Here is a 21,537-nt window from a genome sequence, read left to right on the forward strand (position 1 = left end):
AGAAGAAAGCGTGATACGGATGGCATCCTTATATTCACCTCAGTCGCAGGCGGGCGTACTCAGCTTTTATGATGCGCCTTCGAAAGGGCCAAGGATGAACCCTAAGCTCGTCATCGCGGTTGTGGTCGTCGTAGCGGCGCTCATAATCCTGGCCAACCACCTGATATACTACTGAGACTGGCTGCTCAGGCCTGCCTGAAAACGTCTTTCCTTACCTCAGTCACGTCGCCGTTCTCTGATAGTATGTAAAGCACAGCCCTTACGCCGTCCTCGTCTACGCCGACGGTGCGCGCTATGTCAGATACGCCAAGGCTCTTCTTCTCTATTGCCTTCAGTATGCCGGGGCTGTTCTTGTTCAGGAAGCCTCTCGTGGCGATGTAGAAGCGCTTGTTGAACGCCCTCGTCCCCAGCACAAGGCCGCGGCGTATGCTCTCTTCCATGGCCAGCGATACGTTCTGTGCCTCGGCTTCTGTCGGGATCACTATGAAGCCGTCTGTCTCGAGCTTGCTGATGTACTGCTCTGCGCCCTCCGCAGCCAGTTCACGCGTCGGCCTGAACTGCACGACGGCGCTCTTCCTTTGCTGAGGGGCCTGTTGCGCATCTGGCCTCTTCCTCATCAAGAACCTGTCGTATATGCGCTTCGGTATGCTGTATCTCGCAGTGGCACCCGCTTTGGAGAACAGCTCGACGAAGCCCTCCTTCATAAGCCTCTGCAAGATCTGCTTCTCCTGCGCGATGAGCAGGCCGTTCACCTTGTCTTCGGTCCTGTCATTGTACCTTAGCGTATCGAGCTTCTTGAGCACCGCTATCTCGTCAGGTGTTGGCATGCCTGCCTGGTGCTGAGGCCCTGGCTCGGCCATCGCCTGCTGGCGCTTGGCCCCACCAAGCTCGGTAAGCAGCTCTGCTATGTCGCTCTTCTTGGCCATTATGTAGTACCGATCGCGGTACTTGAAGAAGTCAACCTCGTCGTTCTCCTTGAGGTCGAGGCCGTCCTGTACGTCCCTTGGTATGTAGACGATAAGCTTGTCCTTGCTGCGGTATATTTTTGATATGTTACCACCACGTAAGCATTTTTAGTTGTGCGTTGCAAGAATAGTATCATGCAAAGCTTAAAAGGGTTTACAATATACACGAAGCCCCGCCTGACCGTCGAGGAATCGTATGCACTCTATGCGAACATAGCTGCGCTTGGCACGACCCAGGAACTGATGGACGAGGATGCAGGATTCGCAGTCGCATCTGCCTTGATGCACAAGCACAGGCAAGCCCGCATGCTGTTCGTGTGCGGGACAGGCGGCAAGGGCTCTATAGGGCTGTCAGCAGCGAGGCACGCCATGCTGCATGCAGACGTCGAGGTTGTACTCATAGGCTCCCCTTCCGAGATCGAGAAGAAGTCCACGCGGCTGAACTACGACCTGCTCAACGACATGCTGGACGTGCACATAATAACGCGCGACGACATCCAGGAGTTCAGGCGCCTTGTGAAGCAGTCTGACGTCATAATTGACTCGATAATGGGGGTGGGGATGAGAGGAAGGCTGTCGTGGCTCGTGATCAACGCAATAAAGGCCATAAACGCATCAGGCAAGTATGTGGTGTCTATAGACGTGCCCAGCGGCGTCAATGCCAACACCGGTGCAATGAACGTGACAGCAGTCGAGCCAGATCTGGTGCTGGCGATACACAAGATCAAGGTAGGGGTGGAGAAAAGCGTATCGTCGCGATCTGTGACCGTGCTTGACGGATGGATTCCAGCTTCAGCAGAGCTGTTCACCGGTCCGGGCGATGTAATGCTGGCCACCGAGCCTCGTTTGCTGCTCACAAACAAATACGGACACGGCAGCGTCCTGGTCATAGGCGGCGGCCCTGTGTTCAAGGGTGCGCCAATCCTTGGCGCATACGGCGCTGCTAACACATTCGCAGCCTTGCGCACCAACTCTGGCTATGTGACGCTCATGGCCCCGAAGTCGACCGCGCCGGCTATGTCATCCATGTCTGCCGGGCTGATAGTCAGGTCGATGGCCTCTAACGCGCTGCAGCTGCAGGACGTAAGCGCGGTCAGGGAAATAAAGCATGACGTGCTCCTCTTCGGCCCGGGAATCGACATCGACATGACGGGCTACAGGGCTTTCAAGGCGCTTCTTGACTACGAGGAGAGCGCTGGGAATACGGTCGTGGTCGATGGAACTGGCCTCAGGCTTCTTGCAAAATACAAGGACCTTATAGGCAGCAACATGGTGCTCACGCCGCATGACAGCGAGTTCAAGGCCCTAAGCGGCGCAGAAGTGCGCGACGCGCCGCTCGAGAAGCGCATTCTGGCAGCAATAGACTTCGCGAAGAACTACGGATGTACGCTAGTCCTGAAGGGCCACGATACGATAATAACGAACGGCAAGCTGCTGAAGATAAACAGGGCCAAGACACCCGCTCTTGCCACTATGGGCACCGGCGATGTGCTTGCCGGCATGATAGCAAGCTATTCTGCAATTCACAAGGACCTCATGGACAGCGCTGCAGCCGCAGTCTACGTGCATTCGACTATCGGCGACATGCTGTATGCGAAGAAGGGCTTGCACATAATAGCTGATGACATAATAGGTGAACTTCCGGGAATGCTGAAGCAGTTTGACGTGATAGCACATTGAGCGATGGCATTATGAAATCACCATACACAAAGATATTGAATGAGATAACGGCGCTGCTAGAGAACGCGCTGAAAGATTGCGGCTACTCTTGCGATGTCGCTCCTACCATTGACGTATCGAGGGGCTTCGGCGACATAGCGTCGACGTGCGCGCTGAAGATAGCAAAGCAGATGTCCCTCAGCGCAGTTGACGTGGCAGGTAAAATAGCAGCAAAGCTGCAGAAAGGCAGGTACATAGAAAACGTCACGACCGAGAACGGATTTGTCAACATAAAGCTCAACAGGGACGAGGTCTCAGGGCTCCTAATGTCGACCATACGGGCAGAGCGCGAAGCCTACATCAGATCAGGCATTGGTGCGGGCAAGCGCACCATAAGCGAATACATAAGCGCTAACCCTATACATCCCCTCCATGTCGGCCAGGTGAGGAGCGCACTGCTTGGAGATGTCGTGTCCAACCTATATTGGGCCTGTGGCTACACTGTCGAACGCGAAAATTACATAGACGATTTGGGCCGCCAGGCGGCCCAAGTGGTATGGGGCAGCGCGCACCTTGAGCTAATAGGCGTTGGGCAGCAGAGCGGCGAGAAGTACGACCACTATCTGGGCAAAATATACGTGGCAGTGAACGAGTACGCCAGGAGCCACGACATAGAGAATGAGATAAGCAACACAATACTGCTGATGGAGCAGGATGGCACCTACGAGTCAAAGTTCCTTGGGGAGATGGTAGAGCAGTTCATAAATGCAGAGTACGCCACAGCGTTCGGTCTTGGGGTATATCAGGACGTGCTTGTGTGGGAGAGCGACATAGTGCGCAACAAGCTTCTGGAAAAGTCAATGGAGATGCTTGACAAGAAAGGCGTCGCTAAGAAAGTGTCCGACGGCAAGTATGCGGGCTGCACGGTAATAGACTTCAAGGACGTGAAGGACCTGCCGCAAGAGTTCTTGAACCTCAAAGAAGACATGAAGGTGCTGATACGCAGCAATGGCACGCCCAACTATGTGGCTAAGGATATAGCTTTCCACCTGTGGAAATTCGGGCTCCTCCCAAATACGTTCAGATACAAGGAATTCATACACGCCCAGCCGAACGGCAAGCCGCTGTACACCACAGCACAAGAAGGCGAGCCGATGGACTTCGGCAATGCAGACATAACGATCAACTCTATAGACGTGAGGCAGAGCTACGAGCAGTCGCTAGTGAAGCTGTCGCTCGATGCCCTTGGCTACCCAGACAAGGCGGCTGGCTTCCGGCACCTCTCATACGGCGTCGTGGAGCTGGAAGGCTCGGTAGCGCTTGCCGGCAGGAAGGGCACATGGCAGGGCTACACGGCCGACGACCTGGTGCGGGAAGCGCAGGAAAAGGCCAAGACCCTGATAGGCACAAGATTCCAGCTTGGCGAGGATGAGCGAGAGAAGATAGCCAAGGATGTAGCGGTGGCCGCGATAAGGTTCGAGTTCCTGAAGCTGTCGCAGGAGAAGAAGCTGGTTTTTTCGTGGGAACGCGCATTGAACTTCGAGGGCGCGTCTGGACCGTACTGCCAGTACATGTTCGCACGTGCAGCGCGCATACTGGAGAGCGCTGGAGCCATTGAAACGAATCCAGGCTCGAAAATCTCGCTGCCGAGTGAAATAGAGTTCAGCGTAGTGAAGCTTCTGACGCGGGCGCAGAACGTGGTGGAGAAGGCGTGCATAGAGACGAAGCCGAACGTGATCATCGATTACATAACAGACTTGGCCGTAGAGTTTGCCAAGTTCTATGAGCAGAAGCCGGTATTGAAGGCCGAATCAGAGACAGAGCGCAGCTCAAGGCTTGCGCTTGTCGGAGCCTTCAAGCTGGTGATGGACAGCATGCTAAGGATATGCGGCATAACGCCTATAGAGCGGATGTGATTGCGTCACAGCAAAACTTTATAAAATGCCGAGTGGAATTAATGTCTGCTTATGTGGGCCCGTAGCTCAGCTTGGATAGAGCGACGTCCTCCTAAGACGAAGGTCGCGGATTCAAATTCCGCCGGGCCCGCTTAAGCACGGTGGTATAATGGAGAAGAGAACAAAGCAGGCAGACAATCAGGCGAAGAAGCAGGAGCCGGTATTTTTGGTTAAGCCGGCCTCGAGGCTCGGCGGCCTTGACTACCTGCACGTCTCGCTGATTGCGCTGGTCGTGATACTGGTGGCGCTCGCGTTCGTGCTCTCCAACTTCAGGAGTACGGTAGTATGTGCATCAGGCGAGCTGAACGGCACGTGCGTCACCCCTGCGCACAACGCCTCGCAGGCGAGTTTGGCTGCAGACCGCGTGCTGGCCGCATACGCAACGGTCAATTCCACGCTCGCGCTGCTGCCGTATTACTCGTTCGTCAACCAGTCATCAGTCTCGTACATTGCGAACCGCGCCGAATGGCTTGTCGTCATACCATACCTAGACCCGTTCACCGATGAAACGTTCAACGTGTCCATGCTGCTATATGACTCTAACCTGACGCTCGTGCAGCCTTTCATCCAGACAATAAAGCCGCTGCTATACTCCAACAACAGCGTCGTAGCTCCCGGTGTAATCGGATTAAGCGGCAAGAGCTACTGCTCATACAAGCCTCCAATACCCGTCTACCTGATGGTTGACCCGTATGCGCCAGGCTCTATGGCCAGCATAATGCAGGCGATAAACGTATCGAAGCTCAACCCCGAAGTCAACGTGAGCTACGATTTCCTGTTCTCGTCATACGCGATAAGCAAGTACGGTGCGTACGGAGTAAACGCAACGCAGCTGCTCGGCGGCTACCTTGCTTGCGCTTCGGTGCAGCCGAAGTTCGAACAGTTCATCAGTAATCTGAGCACCGTCTATTCCGGCGAGCCGCCCGGCGCCATGCTGCTCTCCCAGATCGCCAGCTCGTCCGGGCTGAACATGTCGGCATTCAACCTATGCATGGCCAACATAGCTCCCGCACTGGTGCACCAGGAGCAGCTGGCCAGCTTCTACAACGTAACTGCCACGCCGAGCTACATAGTCAACTGCAAGTACTCTACCATACCGCAGAGGCTTAACACCACCATCGGCTATGCCCTGAAGCAGCTGGGATCCTGATCCAATGCATATAATAGTAGGGATAGACACCGGGAAGACCTCGGCAATCGCCTGCCTCAACCTTAACGGAAAGCTTGTGCACTCGTCGCACATGGCAGATGCAGGCGTTGGCCGGCTCGTCGAGGCAATACGCGCGGTCGGCGTGCCCGACATAATAGCCACTGACAAGCCCGCGTCGACCAGCTTCATAATCAGGAAGGTCAATGCAGCGTTCAATTCGGTGCTCTATGCACCCAGAAAGAGCATACCGCTGAGCGAGAAGAAGACCGCCGCCAAGGAGAACAACATAAAGAACCAGCACGAGCGCGATGCCTATGTCGCTGCGATTGGCGCATACAACGCCTACGCTAACAAGCTGAAGCAGGCCGAGCGAGCAGCCAAGGAACGGAACTTCGATGACATCGACGCGTTGAAGTCCAAAGTCATCCACAAATACTCCGTGGACGAGGTAATGATGAATAGGAAGGCGAATAGGCAGTGACGCAACTAATTAAATGCTTTTCATCCATTTAATCGGGACCATTACTTCACGGCGATGTTTTGCAAAAACTCAAGGAGAGGCCTGCCCCGAAATCCCGCTCTAACACTGTGCGTGCCCGCCGCGTGCTCTTCAGAGTCAATCTGCTCTCTATAAAATCGATGCTGTTTGCCATAGATTATGCGCTCAATGAAGCGCCAACCATGTTCGCCAAAGAGCAGGAAAGGGTGGAGCGCGACAAGCGTAGGCTGGCGCGCCACATGAGGGCGCTTCGCACGCTTGCAGATAATCACTACGCATCGCGGCACGTCAGCCCCACTGATTCATACAGGGCCATACGGACAAGCATAACCGCATACGTGAACCTCTTCTATGATGCGAACCCCTCGGAGCTGGACGTCTACATAGCGAAGTGCAAGGCATCGGGGCCAGGTAAGAGACTCAAGCCAGAGCAGAACATGCTGCTCATACCGGCCCTTATGGCCAGCGCAGGGAAACCAAAGAGTGCTGCAATATCGATGCTGCTGTCAGGCGTTTACAAGAAGCCATTCAAGGCCCTATACGATTCAAGCAAGGCCTCGTTGCACATGGAGTTCTTCAAGCGCTCCATAGCAATAGCCAACGCGCCCAAGGCTTCGCTTGAAAGCTTCTCGCAGACGCTCGACAGGATGTCGGCGCTGATAAAGAACATAGACGGACAAGACATACGCCCAGAGGATGACGATGCGAGCAAAGAGGAATTCATGGAGCAGCTTCTCAAGCTCAATGACGAGACTGGCATAGACACAATGTCGCTTCTCGAGGAAAAGCTTATGCCGTACGAGTCTGCGAACAGGCGCGTGATTAGGAAGTGAATGCCGTTCCTCACTAATAAATATGTTGCTGGCAAATAGAAGTGTGCAGCTCCTATCGTCTAGCCCGGTCAAGGACACGGCCCTCTCAAGGCTGAAACCCGAGTTCAAATCTCGGTGGGAGCATCGAGTTAATGGGTTATATACAGTTAAGGAAACATCCACCAAAAACAACATTTTAGCTAATTATTTAGCCTTTCATGATAAAAGGTAAGTATGCGGATCTTCGTAACAGGCAGCAACGGATACATAGGCAGTGAATTCATAAAGCATGCTTCAATTAACAAAGAATTGGAAATAGTAGGGTACGACCTTAAAAATGGGCAGGACGTCCTAGACTACGGTGGATTGAAAAAAGCAATGAAAGGCTCTGATGTTGTGGTGCATTTGGCCGCAATACGCGGACCGGATCCTGACAAGACATTTTCAGAGTATTTTAAAGTAAATTGCGAAGGCGCATTTAACGTTGCGCATGCAGCACTGGAAAATAAAGTAAAACGGTTGGTATATTCAAGTTCAACTTCTTATTATGGCCTTGAACGCGGGATTCCTTTTGTGAAGCCTATAAAAGAAGGGAATCCTATAATTACGCAGCATGTCAAGCCCCAGGACCTGAATTGCAGGGACTGCGACATAGCCTATTCTACGAGCAAGGTGATAGCCGAACAAATCCTTGCGAATTTTGGATTGATGAAAAAGCTTGATGTGATAATACTAAGATTCGGGCCGATAGGTGGAAGACCGGGGGAACGATGGGAACTTGACGGGATAAGTCTAAAGATAGAAAATTCGGCGAAGGCGCTAGAGCTTGCGGTGAGACTCAATAGAAAGCTCTGGTATGAAGTGTTTACTATTACAGACGCAGTCCCAAACGTAGACCTGTCGAAAGCAAGAAGCATATTGGGTTACAACCCTGTATAAAAATTGAAATGAAATAAAAATAGTAGGAAAAGGCACCCATTGACCTCAACCTAACTAGAATCGATTTTCTATGACTTATATATAACCCCAGCATCGAGTTAATGCAATATTGCAGAAGATTCATTCTCATGCAAAGCAGACGTATGCAAGCATGTCGAAGTGCGGCATCATTCGCTCGACTTGAAGAACAGCCAATTGCTCTTTGAGCCGCTGAACGAAGCCTTGACCAGTATGTATTTGCCCTTGAGCTTCTTGCCTTTCAGGTTCACAACAATCTTGTTTTCGCTTCTCTCCAGCGTCTCGAACGTGCCGGTGTCCCATATCTTTACTACGCCTGCGCCATAGTTGCCCTTCGGTATTGTGCCTTCCCACAAGCCGTAGAGAAGCGGATGCGGCTCTACCTGCACTGCGAGCCTTTTCACGCCTTCTTCGGCAGGCGGTTCCTTCGGAAGCGCCCAGCTTTCGAGCACGCCGTCGAACTCCAGTCTGAGGTCCCAGTGCAGCCTTGTGGCGTGGTGCTCGTGTATTACGTACAGCGGCCGCGGAAACTTCTTGCCTTTCAGTTTCGGCAGTATCTTGTCGTAGAAACTCTTGCTTGCCTCCTCAGTTTGTGGCATCTAAGCACCGCAGTATGCCAAAGCCTCAGGAGGGATTTGAACCCTCGGCTTCCAGTTTACAAAACTGGCACTCTACCACTGAGTTACTGAGGCGCAATACGCTTAAACAATAGCCTGTAGCATATATAAAATTGCATGCAGCACGCAGCCTTCAATCCCTTACCATGAAGTCATCGAGCCTGCCCTTTATCATTTCCCTGTTGCGTCTGTGCTGCTCCAGGAACGCGTTTATGCGCTTCGCCAAATCTGCTTTGTGCTCGCCAGCGAGCATCGTGCCGTTTCTTTCAGCATCGAAAATCGCTTCGAGCTTCTTGTCGTCAGGCTCGAACATATACTTGTAGTTTTGGCACACGACGCACTTTTCAGGGTCGCCCCCATGCTTCCTCTGCAGCTCTGCCGTGGCCTGCTGGCCTGTGAACATTTTGTTGACCTTCTTCCTCACGGTCTCCTCGGTGTCATGCAGGTATATTGTGTCGCTCGCTGTGCTCGCCGACATCTTTGCACCGCCACTAACTCCTGGCAGGAACTTCGCCTCTATTATCGCTGGCTTGTAGTAGCCAAGTTTTCCTATCACGTCCCTAGCTATCCTGAAGTGCACGTCTTGGTCAACGGCCAAAGGTATCAGGCATGGCACGTTGTGACCCTCTTCCACGCTCTTGAGGAACGCGGGTACAGCCTGCATGCTGGTGTAGAATATCCAACCTATATTGGCTTCGTTCGTCATGCCGAACGCGTCCTTCACCATCGAGAAAGTTATGCGCTTCGCGACGCGGACCGCATTCTTGTACATCGTCTTCGCGTATTCAGTGTCAAGAAAGATTTTCGTCCTCTTCGGATTGAAGCCGAGGGCCGCGATGTTCAGTGCAGCGTCATATGAGAGTCTGTGGACCTCGTCAAGCGGCACGCCCCTAGCCAGGAATTTCTCCTCGTCAGGTATCTGTATGTACGCCTCGGCGTCGAATTTCTCCTGCAGCCACTGTGTCAGCATGAACGGTACGAGATGCCCGATGGTCATCGGTCCGGAGGGCGCTATGCCTGTGTATAAGTAGAACTTATTGCCTTTCTCGTATTCGTCAAGAAGCCAGTCGAGCTCTCTATGGGCGTAGTATATGTGCCTGCGTATCATGAAGTGCAATTCGCCTGTGTGCTTCTTGATGCGCTTTTCAAGCTCTTCATCTATAATCTTGAGCCCGAAGCGCTTCGCAAGTATGTCGTAGTCTATACGACCCTCTACCTTGTAGGGCGTCACGCTGAAATCGCCAGCCATTCAATCACAGATAGAGGGACGTCAAAGCTTTATTTGCTTGCGTGCAGCGCCATCTTAGCCCTGGTACTCGTTCGGCAGTGCTTCCAGGTTCTCGATTGCCTGTACTTCCTTCCCATTGCCGTCGATGTCGTAGATGTAGAACTTTCCGGCCTTCTCGTTGCTGGTCTTGGCATGGCTGCCATCGCAGAACGGCTTGTGCCTTGACAGGCCGCAGGCGCAGAGGTGAACCTCATAGTTCAACAGCTTTTCGTCAGTTGCCAGCTTGGCAAAGCCAGGCGCATCGCGCATCTTTACCACAAACGGGTGGTTCCTGTCATGTCTTATGACTCTCATGCGTATCACATCAACATGTACATCAATATAAATAAATCATGAACCCTCGCATTAATAATCTGAGTAAATGCTCAGTTGCCCCTGTCGATCGTGCTCGTCTTGTAGTTCTTCGGTTTCAGCTCCCCCAATACGTACCTGAACGCGAGCTCCGGGCTGCTTTTCGCGCCGCAGCTGTATATGTCTATAGTGGCATACGCGCTCTCCGGCCAGGTGTGCAGGGCTATGTGGCTCTCTTCAATGAGCGCAATGACCGAAACGCCGCCATCTATGCCGTTGTAGCTGTTGAACTTCCTCGTCATAAGCTCCAGGATATGCATGTTGCCTACCTGTGCAGACTTTATCACGATTCTGGTCAGCCTGTCTAGGTCGCCTATAAGTTTCTCATCAATCCCGTACATGTTAGCATACACGTGCTTGCCTATCACTCTAGGTATCTGTTTTGTCGTCTGTATGGTAATTGCGTTCTTTGCCATCTGTGTTCACCTGGGCGTTTGCCCATGATGTTTTCATCAATCAACAAATATTCTTTTAAGCATATGCCCGTGGCGACTTGTACAATATGATTCGCGTCTTTATCGCGATGGAAGGCCCATCGATTCGTGGCCATAGTTAGATATTTATTAGTTGTTGCGTCTAATGTATGCTTGATTCATGCTTAACGCCTTAATCGGCGGTTCGCCAATGCATTGATGGTGCTTTTATGGGGAAATTTCCGATAGCAGATGCAGCGCAGTCCAAAATTTGGATCTGTAGGCGCTGTAAGGCCAGAAACAAGGCAGGCAGTACCACATGCAGGAAATGCGGTTACCACGCCCTGAGGCCGAAGCGCAAGAACACGCGCGTGAAGAAGTAACGCTGAATCTTGTATGAGCGAAAGGTGTCAGTATGGCAGATCTTAATCCAACCGAACAGCTTGTGGTCAAGGCGCTGCAGGACCTCGGCGCGACAAAAGACTCTTCGATAAAGACGGCGGATGACATAACCAAGAAGTGCAACAGACCGAAGGGCCTTGTCAACAATACCCTTGTTGCGCTGGTCCAGAAGGGTGTCATAAAGCGCGTGGCGCGCGAGAAGGCGTCAGGCTACTATATACTCGGGGAAAAGTGAAAGCATGAGCACGCCAGAAGAATACATAGATTTCTCTGCCAAGTACAAGGACTGGCTATCGATAAAGAGGCTGGCCATCCATCCTGACACCAAGCCAGAAGAGGTAGTGTTCCACCTTGCAGGCGTCCGCAGCACCATAGACGGCAAGATGTTCAAGATACTTGGCGTGAAGACTGAGGTGTTGGACAGCTTCGCGGTCAGCAAGACCTCGTCGCTCAGGGCTGGCTATTCCTCGCTCGCAGAGGCGCTCCACCACGTCGACAGCGCAGATGCCAAAAGGGCCATTGAGGAATCATGCGAGAACAAGACTCTAATGCCGTTCGCGAAGACCTATCTTCTCAACAGGCTAATAACTTCGCTCAAACTCGACACAGGCATCAACCAGCAGGCTATGTCAAAAGTGTTCCCGAACCTGAAGCCCCCGAAAGCCCCTGGCAGGATGGGTAAGGCAAAAGCTCCTGTCTAATACCTTGGCAGTATGTCAACAATATTGGTCCCATCTGAGTATGCCGCGTTCCACGTGCCGTCCACGTTCCTGTTCCTGAGGTAGAAGCCCTCCGGAAGGACTTTCTCTTTCCTGTCCCTCAACAGCATTAGCATGTCCTTGTTGATCAGGTCTATCTTCCCTGCATTCATGGTGCGATCCGCATCGCCCCTGAGCAGGTTCTCGTGGACCGCAATGTATTGGCTGGCGTCTAGCGGTATGTCGTGCGATCCGAAGGTCACTATTATACCATTCTCTATCTCCTTCCTGCTCTTGGCTGCCAGCTTGGCGTAGAATGCTTCCGTGATGAGTCCGCTGCCGTAGTACGCCACCACGAAATCGGTGCCGTTGCCATACAGAAGCTCGCTCGCAAGCGCGACGTGCGTGGAGCCGGTGTAGGAGTTGCCCACTTCAGCAGGCAGTATGAGCGCGCTGTCTATATTAAGCCTTTTGATGAACTTGTCGAATTCCAGCCATCTCACGTGCCTCTTTTCTGTGGCATCTGAAGAATCTGGCATCTCCCTGAGTTTCTTGAGCCAGTCCCAGTACGCCTTTATCTCCTTATCCTTGGTTATGTAGTCGACTATATCGCTGTCCTTGCCACGGAATGCTACAAGCTTCTCCCTAACGAGGTCTGTGAATTTTCTGCTGTCTATCGGGCTAGGGCCTATGTCCGGCTTGGCCTGCAGCTCGTCGAACAACTCCTTGTCGTAGGTCTTCAGGTAGTGCTCGAAGAGGAAGCTGGCAAAGTATATTGCCTGCTTCGGGAACGGCACGTGGCTGATGAACGCGTTGATTACGGCTATGAGGCCCTTTCCATTCCCATATTTGTTCTCAAGCTCCTCAACGGCCTCAGCCGCAGCGTAAACAAAGCCTATCTCAGAGAACGTCCCATAGGTCAAGGGGTTGCGGTTCCCGAACTTTGTGAAATCAGGGTATGACAGCGTGAATTTGCCATAGCCTTTGCTATACTCTATTTCGAGCAGCTTCGGGTTTCTGGTCACCCATACCAGTGTAGCCGATGAACCCTGAGTGGATTCTGCGTTTGGCGACCTAGCGTTATCATAAACTGCGGTATCGGTCGACAGTATAATTGCGGATTCCTTCCTCCCAAATGTGTATGCTGCGTATATGCTCTCCAGCGCATTGGAAAGCGAAAGCCCCGCGCCTGCGCATGCGAACGTGACCTGCTTGAGCTCAACGTGCCTCAGCATGTCGATGTACGGCCTATATAGCGTCTCGTTCTCGTTGAGGAGCCGCGATGTAGCCATGCTGAGCGCGACGACTGCCTCCGGCCTGCTGAAGTCGTCGTTGCTCTCGGTCGCATAATAGATTGCGTTTATAGGTTCGGCGAAGAACCTCTCTCTGTCATCGTCGTTTGCTGCAACGCTCTTGATGAACTTGTATACCGCATTTGCAGCAAGGGTCGCGTTGCTTTGCGAGTATGTTGGCAGCCGCGCCTTATTCACGCCGAGGCCTATACTTATCCTATCGGGATCAAGGCCCGTGGCCTCTCCGAGCACCTGGCTCGACACGTAAGTGTCAGGCGCAACTACTATCATCTTGTTGAAGCCTATCTTAGGATACGATTCCATGCCCGACTTCCTTGCCGCACTGCCTGCCCTGTTTGCGGCTTCTGTATCTATTCTCTCAACGGTTGTCATCATCGCATACGCCTTTTTTTGTTGCTTTCCCCATAGGATTGCAGTGGCATGGATGGCAACATTAATAAACGACGAATTGTGATTAGACGATTAGCGAATATAGGAAAAGATGCTACAAGGTGCAGGCGCCTGAAATGGCCCAAGATTCGGATAAGCCAGTCTACATGAGGAGTCTTAGATACTCACTGCCTGGGATGGCAAATGCAACGCTCTCCTACAATGGCCCCATACCTGAAAACTAATATGTCTTCCCTCTGAATTTTACATCTGAAAACTATACTGTTACTGTGCTCACAAGCGCCGGCAAGGTCCAGCGGAACTTTACGTGATAAAAAGTTATAATCAAGTAGTCCCCCGGAGGGAAAAAGAATGGTTTTCAGCCATTCATTTGAGATCTTTCGGGAAGTACTGTTCTAGCCTTCCTAGATCCCACTTGTCTATTTTGCAAGACACACCTTCTTCGCCTGGAATGCGTTCTCTGAGCAGCCCGGCCAGGCCCGGCTGCTGTTTGTCCTTTGATTCGCTCATTTCTTTCACCTAAGCGTAAATCAAAGGTGTGTCTGCGATTTTGTTTACATGCACAGATACTTATACCTAACTGTAGGAAGATGCGACCTCCGGGATTTGAACCCGGGTCGCTGCCTTGGCAAGGCAGCGTCCTACCAGGCTAGACTAAGATCGCATGCAATTCTGACTGCAAAAAGCAGTATATATTATGTGGCAGGATTTTAAACCTTGTGCCGGCATGTGCACGGCTGGCCTGATGGCGCCATTACTTCTGTGCAGGTTTGAAGAGGGGGTTGGCCTTGAGAAGCAGTCGCTGGCCTTCTCCGATACTGAATGAGTCTGCGACACCCTCATCGATGAAGATCTCATTAACGTAGGGGCTGCGACTGTTCTCTTTCGGCAGCTTATCTCCAGCTACACGCAGCAGTTCCACATCCTTCATCATCAAGCTGAACGTATACATATACTTAAGGAACGCGATGTCTGTTATGGGCTTAGCCTCGAAAATGTGCCCTACAAGCTCTTTATTCAAAGCGTAGCCTATGTATGCCCTGCCTCTGATGTAGTAGTTCGGGTGCACTGGACTCTTGGTATTGATCGTGCCTGATATCTGTTCGATTTCCGGCAAACCCGACCTGTTCAGACGCACCAGGTATTCCTCTTTGTCGTCACGGAGCTTGTGGACTATCCTGCAGCTTGCAAGTAGGACGCTCTCTACCATTGAAGCACTGCTTGGCACATCTGAGCGTCAAGATATATAGAGCTTTTCTACGGCCATGATTCTGCGCTCTGCACAAAAAAGCATAAATTGCCGCTGGTCGGATTTGAACCGACGACATTCCGCTCTTCAGGCGGACACTCTCCCACTGAGTTACAGCGGCATTGGCGCTTCTATTATTGCGCGGTTAGATTTTAATACCTGCCCACGCACCTCTTGCAATTAAAAGCCTTCCAACACAACTACTAATGCATGGCGGAATGGAAGGAACTAGAGCCCTACTCAAAGCTCGTCAATGTCTCGGAGCTTGAGCCGCGCGCCTATCAGATCAACATAATACGGAGCGTACTCTCAGGCAAGAACAGCCTTGTAGTCCTGCCAACAGGCCTTGGCAAGACACTGATAGCGATATTTGCGATAGCGAAGGCGCTGCATGAAGGCAGGAAGGCCATAATACTGGCTCCTACGAAGCCTTTGAGCGAGCAGCACTACAATTCGCTGCTTAGCATGCTAAACGTCAGCAGCGAAAGCGTGCTGCTTCTCACCGGTGCGATATCGGGCAAGAAGCGGAAGGCGCTCGAGGAGCAGGCAGCAGTCCTTGCGGCAACTCCCCAGACGATAGCCAACGACCTTGCCTCAGGCCGGCTCTCGCTTGATGGCTTCGGCATAGTCATATTCGACGAATGCCACAAGGCCGTTGGCCGGTACGCATACACGTACGTCGCGAACGAATGCAAGCTAAAGGGCGTGCAGCTTCTCGGCCTGACGGCCTCGCCCGGCAGCGACAGGAAGCGCATCAATGCGCTCATAGAGACGTTCGGCATACAGAACATAGAGATACGCGGCTCCCTCGACGGCGATGTGGCACCGTACGTGATGGGCAAGTCAGTATACACCCAGTACGTCGACAAAAGCCCGGCCATCAACGGCATACTGCTGCGCATCAAGCCGGTCATAGCTGAGCACCTCATGAAGCTCCACTCAATGGGCCTTAGCCCCTACACCTCATTCGAGCGCATGCCAAAGGGGAGGCTCATAGAGATAGGCAGCAACATCGACAAAATACAGGCCAGGAACTATAAGTTCGGGGCGCTTATGCACTATGTGTACGTGCTCCACCTTACGCACGCGTACGACCTGCTGGCTACTGAGGGCATATACCCATTCCTGAGCTACATGGATGCGCTGCAGGCCAAGGAGAAGAAGAGCAGGAGCGTCGAGGGCCTGCTCAGGAATGCGAACGTCATGGAAGCCGTGCGTATGGCCCGCGAGGCCCAAAGCAGAGGCGAGGAGCACCCTAAAATGGCTAAACTCCTAGAGCTGATGGCCGGGCCGCTGAAGGGCAAGAGCATCATAATCTTCGTGCAGTACCGTTCCACAATAAAGCGGCTTGTAGAGCTGCTCAGTGCCAGCGGCGTGAGCGCCAGGCCGTTCATGGGCAAGAAGGAGGGAATCACGCTGGAGCAGCAGAGCGGCACAATAAGCGATTTCCGCGAAGGTGCGTTCAAGGTGCTTGTCGCCACCTCTATAGGCGAGGAGGGCCTAGACATACCGAGCGTAGATGCTGTCGTGTTCTACGAGCCAATACCAAGCGAGATAAGGAACATACAGCGGAAGGGCAGGGCCGGCAGGATAAGGTTCGGAGAGGTGGTGATACTTGTCACAAGGGACACGAAGGACGAGGCCTATCTGATGGTGTCGCGCGTGCGCGAGAGGCGCATGGTAGAGCTAGTGCACCGCATAAAGGAAGGCATCGAAAAAGGAACTTATAGGTTTGCGGCCAAAGAGAAGCAGAGCCAGAAGAGGCTGTTCTGATGCTAAACGTAAACGTGCTGTTCGCGTTCCTTGCCGGAGTCGTGTTTCTTGGATTCATACTCAACGCCCTGTTCGACAAGCTCAAGGTCGCCAGCGTGCTGCCCCTGATGCTCATCGGCCTGCTCATCGGGCCCGTTTTCAAGGTTGTAAGCACAGGTCCATCGAGCACGATCGTGCAGCTTACCCCTTACATCACCGCACTTGCCTTAGCATTCATACTGTTTGACGTCGGGCTGAACATGAGGTTCTCGCATCTCAGGCGCGTCGTCGTGACGGCCACGAAGTTCACGTTCAGCCTCGAGATAGCTACCGGCATAGTAGTGGCAGTTGGCGCGTTCCTCGCAATGCACTTCTCTTTCGGCTGGTCGTTTGCTGAATCGCTGATATTCGGGTTTGCGTTGGCCGGACCGAGCGCAGTGATCGTCCCAACCCTGATGAAGCTGATCAGGATGCCTGAAGACCTGAAGACGTCGCTGCTGTATGAGAGCGTGTCTTCCGACATGCTGGAGCTGATCGTGCCCATAATGCTGCTGCAGTTCATCGCCAGCACAGGCATAGGCCTTGGTGCTGCGATAGGCACGGCCTTTGCATCAATCATATTTGGCGCTGCTCTCGGCTTCATATTCGCAGTCGTATGGCTGGTCGTGCTTAACAGGTTCAGCAAGATTAGCAAGAGCTACAGCTGGATGCTTACCATAGCCATGGTGCTGGCGACGTACGGAGTGGCAGAGCTGCTGGGCCTGTCCGGCGCCATAACAATATTTGTGTTCGGCCTTGCGTTTGGGAACCTAGGCTCAGCGAAGCCTGATGGAACCATAGAGCACGAGCCGACCTTTATTGAACGCTATCTCTCCATGCCATACGACATAGAGCACGTGCGCAAGTACCAGCGCGAGATCGTGTTCTTCACGAGCACCTTCTTCTTTGTGTACATAGGCATGCTGTTCAACGTATCGCAGCTTAACCTAATGATAGTCGCGCTGGCATTGCTGCTCACGCTCATCTTCGTGCTGCTGCGCATCCTGTTCGCGCCGATGCTGAGCAAGTACATGCATGGCGGTACGGTGCGCAGCCCCGAAGGCTCAATAGTGTACTACAACGTGGCGCGCGGCTTATCGCCTGCCATAGTCGCCACGCTGCCGCTTGCATATGGGATAACAATACCCTCCTTCCTCGACGCAATATTCCTGGTCATACTTGTGAGCAACATAGCCGCTACCGTTGGCATTTTCGCATTCTATAAGCCAGGGAAGGACTCGCAGCAGGGCACCAGGCCAGCTGTCACCCCTGCCGCATAAGGGCTCAGCAACCTATTTATACAGCTCACTGCATATCATAGCGGCGAGCCGGTGCACAGGTATGTCAAGGGCGCAAGAAGCGAGCGCGAACTGCTTGAGATATTCCACAGTAACGGCTATTCGGTGATGCGCTCGGCAGGCAGCGGCGTCAACTCTGTGAGCCCTGACATCATCGTGTTCAGGCAGCACAGGGGCATGGCGTTTGAGTGCAAGGCTTGGGACAGGACAAGCCTTGCGATAGAGGCAGAGAAGGTGGATGTGCTCCGCAAGTGGGAGCTCAATACCGGAATGGAGTTCTATGTTGCATGGCGCATGAACGGCAAAGGCTGGTTTTTCATAAAGCTATCGGAGCTCAGCAAGGCCGACAAGAACTACACTGTGACAATGAAGAACGCCGTATCGATAAACAGGCGCGTAGAGCATCTCCTTGGTCAAGTTCCGGCCGTCAGCCCCTGAATGGCAGTGCATGAAACGGCCGTAGGCAATACTTATATATCTATCCAGTCCATACCCCTGTGTAACGATCCGCAAGTGTGTCAGAAGCAACAGCTATGTAGGTGCTTAAAAATGTGGCAAAGTGCAAAAATTCATCCTTATCGTCGTGCAGACGATGGCCTGGCGGGCGTGCCTCTGGCGCGCCGGCTTGACCCACGATGCCTCCTGGCGGCAGCGATGCTGCCTGCTTAAGCCGTGTGAAGCATAGCTGATTCTGGCACCATGCAAGGGTGTCAACATGGCAAAATCATACATAGACATAGTCAAGTACATGGTGGAGGCGAAATTCGAGATATCGGGCTCGGTGGAAAAGCCCGACATAATAGGTGCAGTCTTCGGCCAGACGGAAGGGCTTCTCGGCAGCGACCTTGATTTGCGAGAGCTCCAGAAGAACGGTAAGATAGGCCGCATAGAGATCGAGTCCGGAAGCTCGGGCAACAAAACATACGGCAAGCTGCTCCTGCCGTCATCTCTCGGCAGGGTCGAGACGTGCATACTTGCTGCCGCAATAGAGTCTGTAGACAGGGTTGGCCCGTTCGACACCTCATTCAAGATAGAAAAGATAGAAGATACCCGGAACGAGAAGCGCACGAAGGTAATAAACCGCGCCAAGGAGCTCGTCAAGAACCTTATCGAGACCGTTTTGCCTGATAGTCGGGAGATAAGTGACCTCGTAGAGGCGGAAGTCAAATCCGACACTGTCGTGACGTACGGCCCAGACAAGCTGCCGGCCGGCCCGGACATAGACAAGAGCGATGACGTAGTAATAGTCGAGGGCAGGGCAGACGTCGTGAACCTGCTCAAGAACGATGTGACTAACTGTGTTTCAATAGGCGGCGCCACTGGCACAATACCAAAGAGCGTCGTCGACATGTGCAGCAAGAAGGAAGTTACCGTGTTCCTTGACGGGGACAGGGGCGGCGACATAATACTGCGCAGCCTGACTAATGTGGCCGAAATCGACTTCGTGGCTCGGGCTCCCGACGGCAAGGAGGTTGAGGAGCTGACGCGCAAGGAGATCATAAAGGCCCTGAGGTCGAGGGTTCCGTACGAGCAGTCCCGCAGCAATGGCCAAGACCGGCAGCAACAGCAGCACTTCAGGAACGACCGCAATGCACGCTTCGAGCAGCAGCAGGCGCAGCGCCAGGATATGAGGCAGGGGCAGTACAGGGAGCAGCGCGGCCAGCAGCCGCAGCATACCATGCAGCAGGCCCCGCAACCAGAGCAACGCACCGCGCAGCAGGCATACGAGGAAGGCGTGCTCAGCCCTTCAGAGATATCGAACAGGATGGAGAGGCGTGCGCCAGAGCCGCGCGAGCAGATGGAACGCCCTGCCGCACAGCGCGCCCGGGGCCCAGAACCGCTAGGGATAACGCGCATAGGCTCGGAGGGCCCTGAGAGGGGCACTGAGCTGGAGCATGTCGATTTCGGCCAGAAGCCTGCGCAGGGTCAAGGGGCGCAACCTAATGCAACGTACGTGGCTGCGCTCAACGAGCTCAAGAACACGCTCAGGGGCAGGCTCTATTCCATGGACGGCACGATGCTCTCAGAGATACCGATAAGGGAGCTGATGCAGACTGTCCAAGACACAAAAGGGACATACTCGATAGTGTTCGACGGCATAGTCACGCAGAGGCTCATAGAGCTAGCGTATGCGAACGGCGTGCGCGAGGTGTATGGAACAAGGGCGAGCCAGATATCAAAGAAGTATCCGGATCTCCTCGTATACACCGGGGAGCGCGGGGTCGTCTGAACGCTGCACCGGTTTTTTTACGCAGGGTTACTCCCTGCACCGCAACATTTATAAGCGCGAATAGTTTAATTATAAACTAGTTTAATTTTAAACTATGGTGCGATGGTGCACGGGAAAGCGATGGGGGCAGCAGGCATGCGCAGCAGCCTGATAAGCCGGGGATTCATGGGCAAGGGGCCAAGGCAATTCATGATAAAGGCAATGCTGCTCGTGAAGATCAGTCGCGAGCGCACCTATTCCTACAAACTGATGAAAGAGCTCTTGGTGTTAGCGAAAGCGCGCCACCTCGAAACAGACATGCTAGGACTGAAGAACGAAGTCTACAACTCAATCGCATCGCTGGAGAAGGCTGGATTCATAAGATCCTCGACAGACTTCAGCTGGGGCAAAACGAGGAAGTACTACTCGCTCACGCCGAAGGGGAGGAGCGCGCTGCGAATGATGCGCACGACCATACGGAATGCCGTAAGGGGCATGAGCCAGATACTAAAGTAGCGATTGCATGGCCAACATAATAGAAATAAGCAATGTAGTCAAGAAGTTTGGCGACTTTACGGCAGTCGACAATGTGTCCATTTCTGTTAAGGGGGGCGAGATATTCGGGATTCTAGGCCCCAATGGCGCCGGCAAGACCACCACGATAAACATGCTGCTGAGCATACTGCCGATGACGTCAGGAACCATACATGTGGCCGGCATAGATCTAGCAAAGCATCCTGGGCAGGTAAAGCAGCTCATGGGCATGATGACACAGGAAACAGTTGTAGAAGCTGACCTTACAGCGAGGCAGAACCTCGATATATTCGCGGCGCTCTACCACATAGAAGAACCGCTCAGGAGCTGGCGTGTAGCCGAGGCGCTGAAGGAAGCCGAGCTGGTGAAGTTCGCTGATGTCAAGGCCGGCACGTTTTCGGGGGGCATGCAACGCAGGCTTGAGCTTGTAAAGTCTATGATCCAGGACCCGAAGATACTGATACTCGACGAGCCGACTACGGGGCTGGACGTCCAGAACAGGCTGAGCATGTGGGAACGCATACGCGCCCTGAATGGCAGCGGCGTCACGATAATACTCACTACGCAATACCTTGAGGAGGCCGATGCGCTCTGCGACCGCATAGCGATAATAGACCATGGCAAAGTGAAGGCCATAGGGACCCCATCAGAGCTCAAGAGCATGGTGAGCAAGGGCAACATACTAGAGATAACGCTCAAGCTCTCTGATGCGGAGAAGGCATACCGCGTCCTGAAGGACAAGCTGAATGTGCCCCTTGAGATCAGGGGCGACCGCATATTGGGCAGCCTCGAAAAGGCGGAGCCAAGCGTCATAAGCAAGGCCATATCAGTGCTCGAGCGTGAGCATATACAGCCCTTAGCCATAGGGACGCACCTGCCGACGATGAACGATGTGTTCGTGAAGCTTACGGGCGCGACGCTGCGTGACGCTACAGGCGAACAGACAAGCAACATTGTGAAGATGAGACGCGGGATGCAGAGGTAGTC

The 21,537-nt window shown here is 53.2% G+C and carries 24 protein-coding genes and 5 tRNA genes; 18 read left to right on the top strand and 11 right to left on the bottom strand.

Annotated elements, in window-relative coordinates; genetic code table 11:
- Positions 1-19: 19 nt before the first annotated feature.
- Positions 20-175: a preprotein translocase subunit Sec61beta gene (locus M1158_01190; protein ID MCL5099722.1), complete on the top strand. Its 156-nt coding sequence runs from the start codon at positions 20-22 to the stop codon at positions 173-175.
- A gap of 10 nt (positions 176-185) precedes the next feature.
- Here the strand turns inward: M1158_01190 and M1158_01195 are convergent, their stop codons facing one another.
- Positions 186-926 carry a hypothetical protein gene (locus M1158_01195; GenBank protein ID MCL5099723.1) on the bottom strand — a complete coding sequence of 247 codons (741 nt, stop codon included), beginning with the start codon at positions 924-926 and terminating at the stop codon, positions 186-188.
- A gap of 174 nt (positions 927-1,100) precedes the next feature.
- Between M1158_01195 and M1158_01200 the strand changes: the two genes are divergently transcribed.
- The 8 genes from M1158_01200 (at position 1,101) to M1158_01235 (ending at position 7,979) form a co-directional block, all read left to right on the top strand.
- Complete coding sequence (locus tag M1158_01200; GenBank protein MCL5099724.1) at positions 1,101-2,645, top strand: NAD(P)H-hydrate dehydratase; 1,545 nt, start codon at positions 1,101-1,103, stop codon at positions 2,643-2,645.
- Between the two features lie 11 nt (positions 2,646-2,656).
- Positions 2,657-4,540 carry an arginine--tRNA ligase gene (locus tag M1158_01205; GenBank protein MCL5099725.1) on the top strand — a complete coding sequence of 628 codons (1,884 nt, stop codon included), beginning with the start codon at positions 2,657-2,659 and terminating at the stop codon, positions 4,538-4,540.
- A gap of 55 nt (positions 4,541-4,595) precedes the next feature.
- Positions 4,596-4,670 (top strand) — tRNA-Arg (locus M1158_01210).
- A gap of 18 nt (positions 4,671-4,688) precedes the next feature.
- Positions 4,689-5,729, top strand: coding sequence for a DsbA family protein (locus M1158_01215; GenBank protein MCL5099726.1), 1,041 nt, complete (start codon positions 4,689-4,691; stop codon positions 5,727-5,729).
- Between the two features lie 4 nt (positions 5,730-5,733).
- Positions 5,734-6,210, top strand: coding sequence for a DUF460 domain-containing protein (locus tag M1158_01220; protein ID MCL5099727.1), 477 nt, complete (start codon positions 5,734-5,736; stop codon positions 6,208-6,210).
- A 59-nt stretch (positions 6,211-6,269) separates the two neighbouring features.
- Positions 6,270-7,061 carry a hypothetical protein gene (locus tag M1158_01225; GenBank protein ID MCL5099728.1) on the top strand — a complete coding sequence of 264 codons (792 nt, stop codon included), beginning with the start codon at positions 6,270-6,272 and terminating at the stop codon, positions 7,059-7,061.
- A 48-nt stretch (positions 7,062-7,109) separates the two neighbouring features.
- A tRNA-Glu gene (locus M1158_01230) sits at positions 7,110-7,184 on the top strand.
- A gap of 90 nt (positions 7,185-7,274) precedes the next feature.
- Positions 7,275-7,979 (top strand): NAD(P)-dependent oxidoreductase, encoded by a 705-nt coding sequence (locus M1158_01235; GenBank protein ID MCL5099729.1) that lies wholly within the window; start codon positions 7,275-7,277, stop codon positions 7,977-7,979.
- Between the two features lie 167 nt (positions 7,980-8,146).
- Here the strand turns inward: M1158_01235 and M1158_01240 are convergent, their stop codons facing one another.
- The 5 genes from M1158_01240 to speD form a co-directional block, all read right to left on the bottom strand.
- Positions 8,147-8,596 carry a 3'-phosphoesterase gene (locus M1158_01240; protein ID MCL5099730.1) on the bottom strand — a complete coding sequence of 150 codons (450 nt, stop codon included), beginning with the start codon at positions 8,594-8,596 and terminating at the stop codon, positions 8,147-8,149.
- 21 nt (positions 8,597-8,617) lie between these two features.
- A tRNA-Thr gene (locus tag M1158_01245) sits at positions 8,618-8,689 on the bottom strand.
- Between the two features lie 58 nt (positions 8,690-8,747).
- On the bottom strand, positions 8,748-9,863 hold the full coding sequence (gene trpS / locus M1158_01250; protein ID MCL5099731.1) for a tryptophan--tRNA ligase: 1,116 nt from the start codon (positions 9,861-9,863) through the stop codon (positions 8,748-8,750).
- A gap of 54 nt (positions 9,864-9,917) precedes the next feature.
- Positions 9,918-10,196, bottom strand: coding sequence for a CDGSH iron-sulfur domain-containing protein (locus M1158_01255; GenBank protein MCL5099732.1), 279 nt, complete (start codon positions 10,194-10,196; stop codon positions 9,918-9,920).
- A gap of 71 nt (positions 10,197-10,267) precedes the next feature.
- Complete coding sequence (gene speD / locus M1158_01260) at positions 10,268-10,669, bottom strand: adenosylmethionine decarboxylase (protein MCL5099733.1); 402 nt, start codon at positions 10,667-10,669, stop codon at positions 10,268-10,270.
- Positions 10,670-10,896: 227 nt separating this feature from the next.
- Here speD and M1158_01265 point away from each other — a divergent pair, with 227 nt between their 5' ends.
- Genes M1158_01265 through M1158_01275 form a run of 3 tightly spaced genes read left to right on the top strand, consistent with a single transcriptional unit; the run spans position 10,897 to position 11,769 of the window.
- Positions 10,897-11,049 (top strand): 50S ribosomal protein L40e, encoded by a 153-nt coding sequence (locus M1158_01265; protein MCL5099734.1) that lies wholly within the window; start codon positions 10,897-10,899, stop codon positions 11,047-11,049.
- Between the two features lie 32 nt (positions 11,050-11,081).
- Positions 11,082-11,303, top strand: coding sequence for a transcriptional regulator (locus M1158_01270; GenBank protein MCL5099735.1), 222 nt, complete (start codon positions 11,082-11,084; stop codon positions 11,301-11,303).
- Positions 11,304-11,307: 4 nt separating this feature from the next.
- Complete coding sequence (locus M1158_01275) at positions 11,308-11,769, top strand: DUF2666 domain-containing protein (GenBank protein MCL5099736.1); 462 nt, start codon at positions 11,308-11,310, stop codon at positions 11,767-11,769.
- On the opposite strand, the gene M1158_01280 is transcribed toward M1158_01275, so the two are convergent.
- From M1158_01280 to M1158_01300, 5 genes are all read right to left on the bottom strand, one after another.
- On the bottom strand, positions 11,766-13,454 hold the full coding sequence (locus M1158_01280; GenBank protein ID MCL5099737.1) for a hypothetical protein: 1,689 nt from the start codon (positions 13,452-13,454) through the stop codon (positions 11,766-11,768). The two genes, M1158_01275 and M1158_01280, sit on opposite strands and share 4 nt — an antisense overlap.
- Before the next feature lie 381 nt (positions 13,455-13,835).
- Positions 13,836-13,979, bottom strand: coding sequence for a hypothetical protein (locus M1158_01285; protein MCL5099738.1), 144 nt, complete (start codon positions 13,977-13,979; stop codon positions 13,836-13,838).
- 81 nt (positions 13,980-14,060) lie between these two features.
- Positions 14,061-14,133: transfer RNA gene (locus tag M1158_01290), tRNA-Gly, on the bottom strand.
- Between the two features lie 90 nt (positions 14,134-14,223).
- Positions 14,224-14,679, bottom strand: a complete 456-nt coding sequence (locus M1158_01295; GenBank protein MCL5099739.1) for a hypothetical protein — start codon at positions 14,677-14,679, stop codon at positions 14,224-14,226.
- An 88-nt stretch (positions 14,680-14,767) separates the two neighbouring features.
- Positions 14,768-14,839: transfer RNA gene (locus M1158_01300), tRNA-Phe, on the bottom strand.
- 89 nt (positions 14,840-14,928) lie between these two features.
- On the opposite strand from M1158_01300, the gene M1158_01305 reads away from it, so the two are divergent.
- The 6 genes from M1158_01305 to M1158_01330 all read left to right on the top strand — a co-directional run bounded on the left by M1158_01305 (position 14,929) and on the right by M1158_01330 (position 21,535).
- Positions 14,929-16,491, top strand: a complete 1,563-nt coding sequence (locus tag M1158_01305; GenBank protein ID MCL5099740.1) for a DEAD/DEAH box helicase — start codon at positions 14,929-14,931, stop codon at positions 16,489-16,491.
- Positions 16,491-17,789 (top strand): cation:proton antiporter, encoded by a 1,299-nt coding sequence (locus M1158_01310; protein ID MCL5099741.1) that lies wholly within the window; start codon positions 16,491-16,493, stop codon positions 17,787-17,789. The genes M1158_01305 and M1158_01310 overlap by 1 nt, the downstream gene beginning before the upstream one ends.
- A 51-nt stretch (positions 17,790-17,840) precedes the next feature.
- Positions 17,841-18,245 carry a Holliday junction resolvase Hjc gene (hjc, locus tag M1158_01315; GenBank protein ID MCL5099742.1) on the top strand — a complete coding sequence of 135 codons (405 nt, stop codon included), beginning with the start codon at positions 17,841-17,843 and terminating at the stop codon, positions 18,243-18,245.
- A 277-nt stretch (positions 18,246-18,522) separates the two neighbouring features.
- Positions 18,523-20,037 (top strand): DNA primase DnaG, encoded by a 1,515-nt coding sequence (dnaG, locus tag M1158_01320; protein MCL5099743.1) that lies wholly within the window; start codon positions 18,523-18,525, stop codon positions 20,035-20,037.
- Positions 20,038-20,139: 102 nt separating this feature from the next.
- On the top strand, positions 20,140-20,532 hold the full coding sequence (locus M1158_01325; protein ID MCL5099744.1) for a PadR family transcriptional regulator: 393 nt from the start codon (positions 20,140-20,142) through the stop codon (positions 20,530-20,532).
- 7 nt (positions 20,533-20,539) lie between these two features.
- Positions 20,540-21,535, top strand: a complete 996-nt coding sequence (locus M1158_01330) for an ATP-binding cassette domain-containing protein (GenBank protein MCL5099745.1) — start codon at positions 20,540-20,542, stop codon at positions 21,533-21,535.
- Positions 21,536-21,537: the final 2 nt, after the last annotated feature.

The sequence above is a fragment of the Candidatus Marsarchaeota archaeon genome (assembly GCA_023473665.1).
Classification (GTDB): Archaea; Micrarchaeota; Micrarchaeia; order Micrarchaeales; family Micrarchaeaceae; genus JAMCYM01.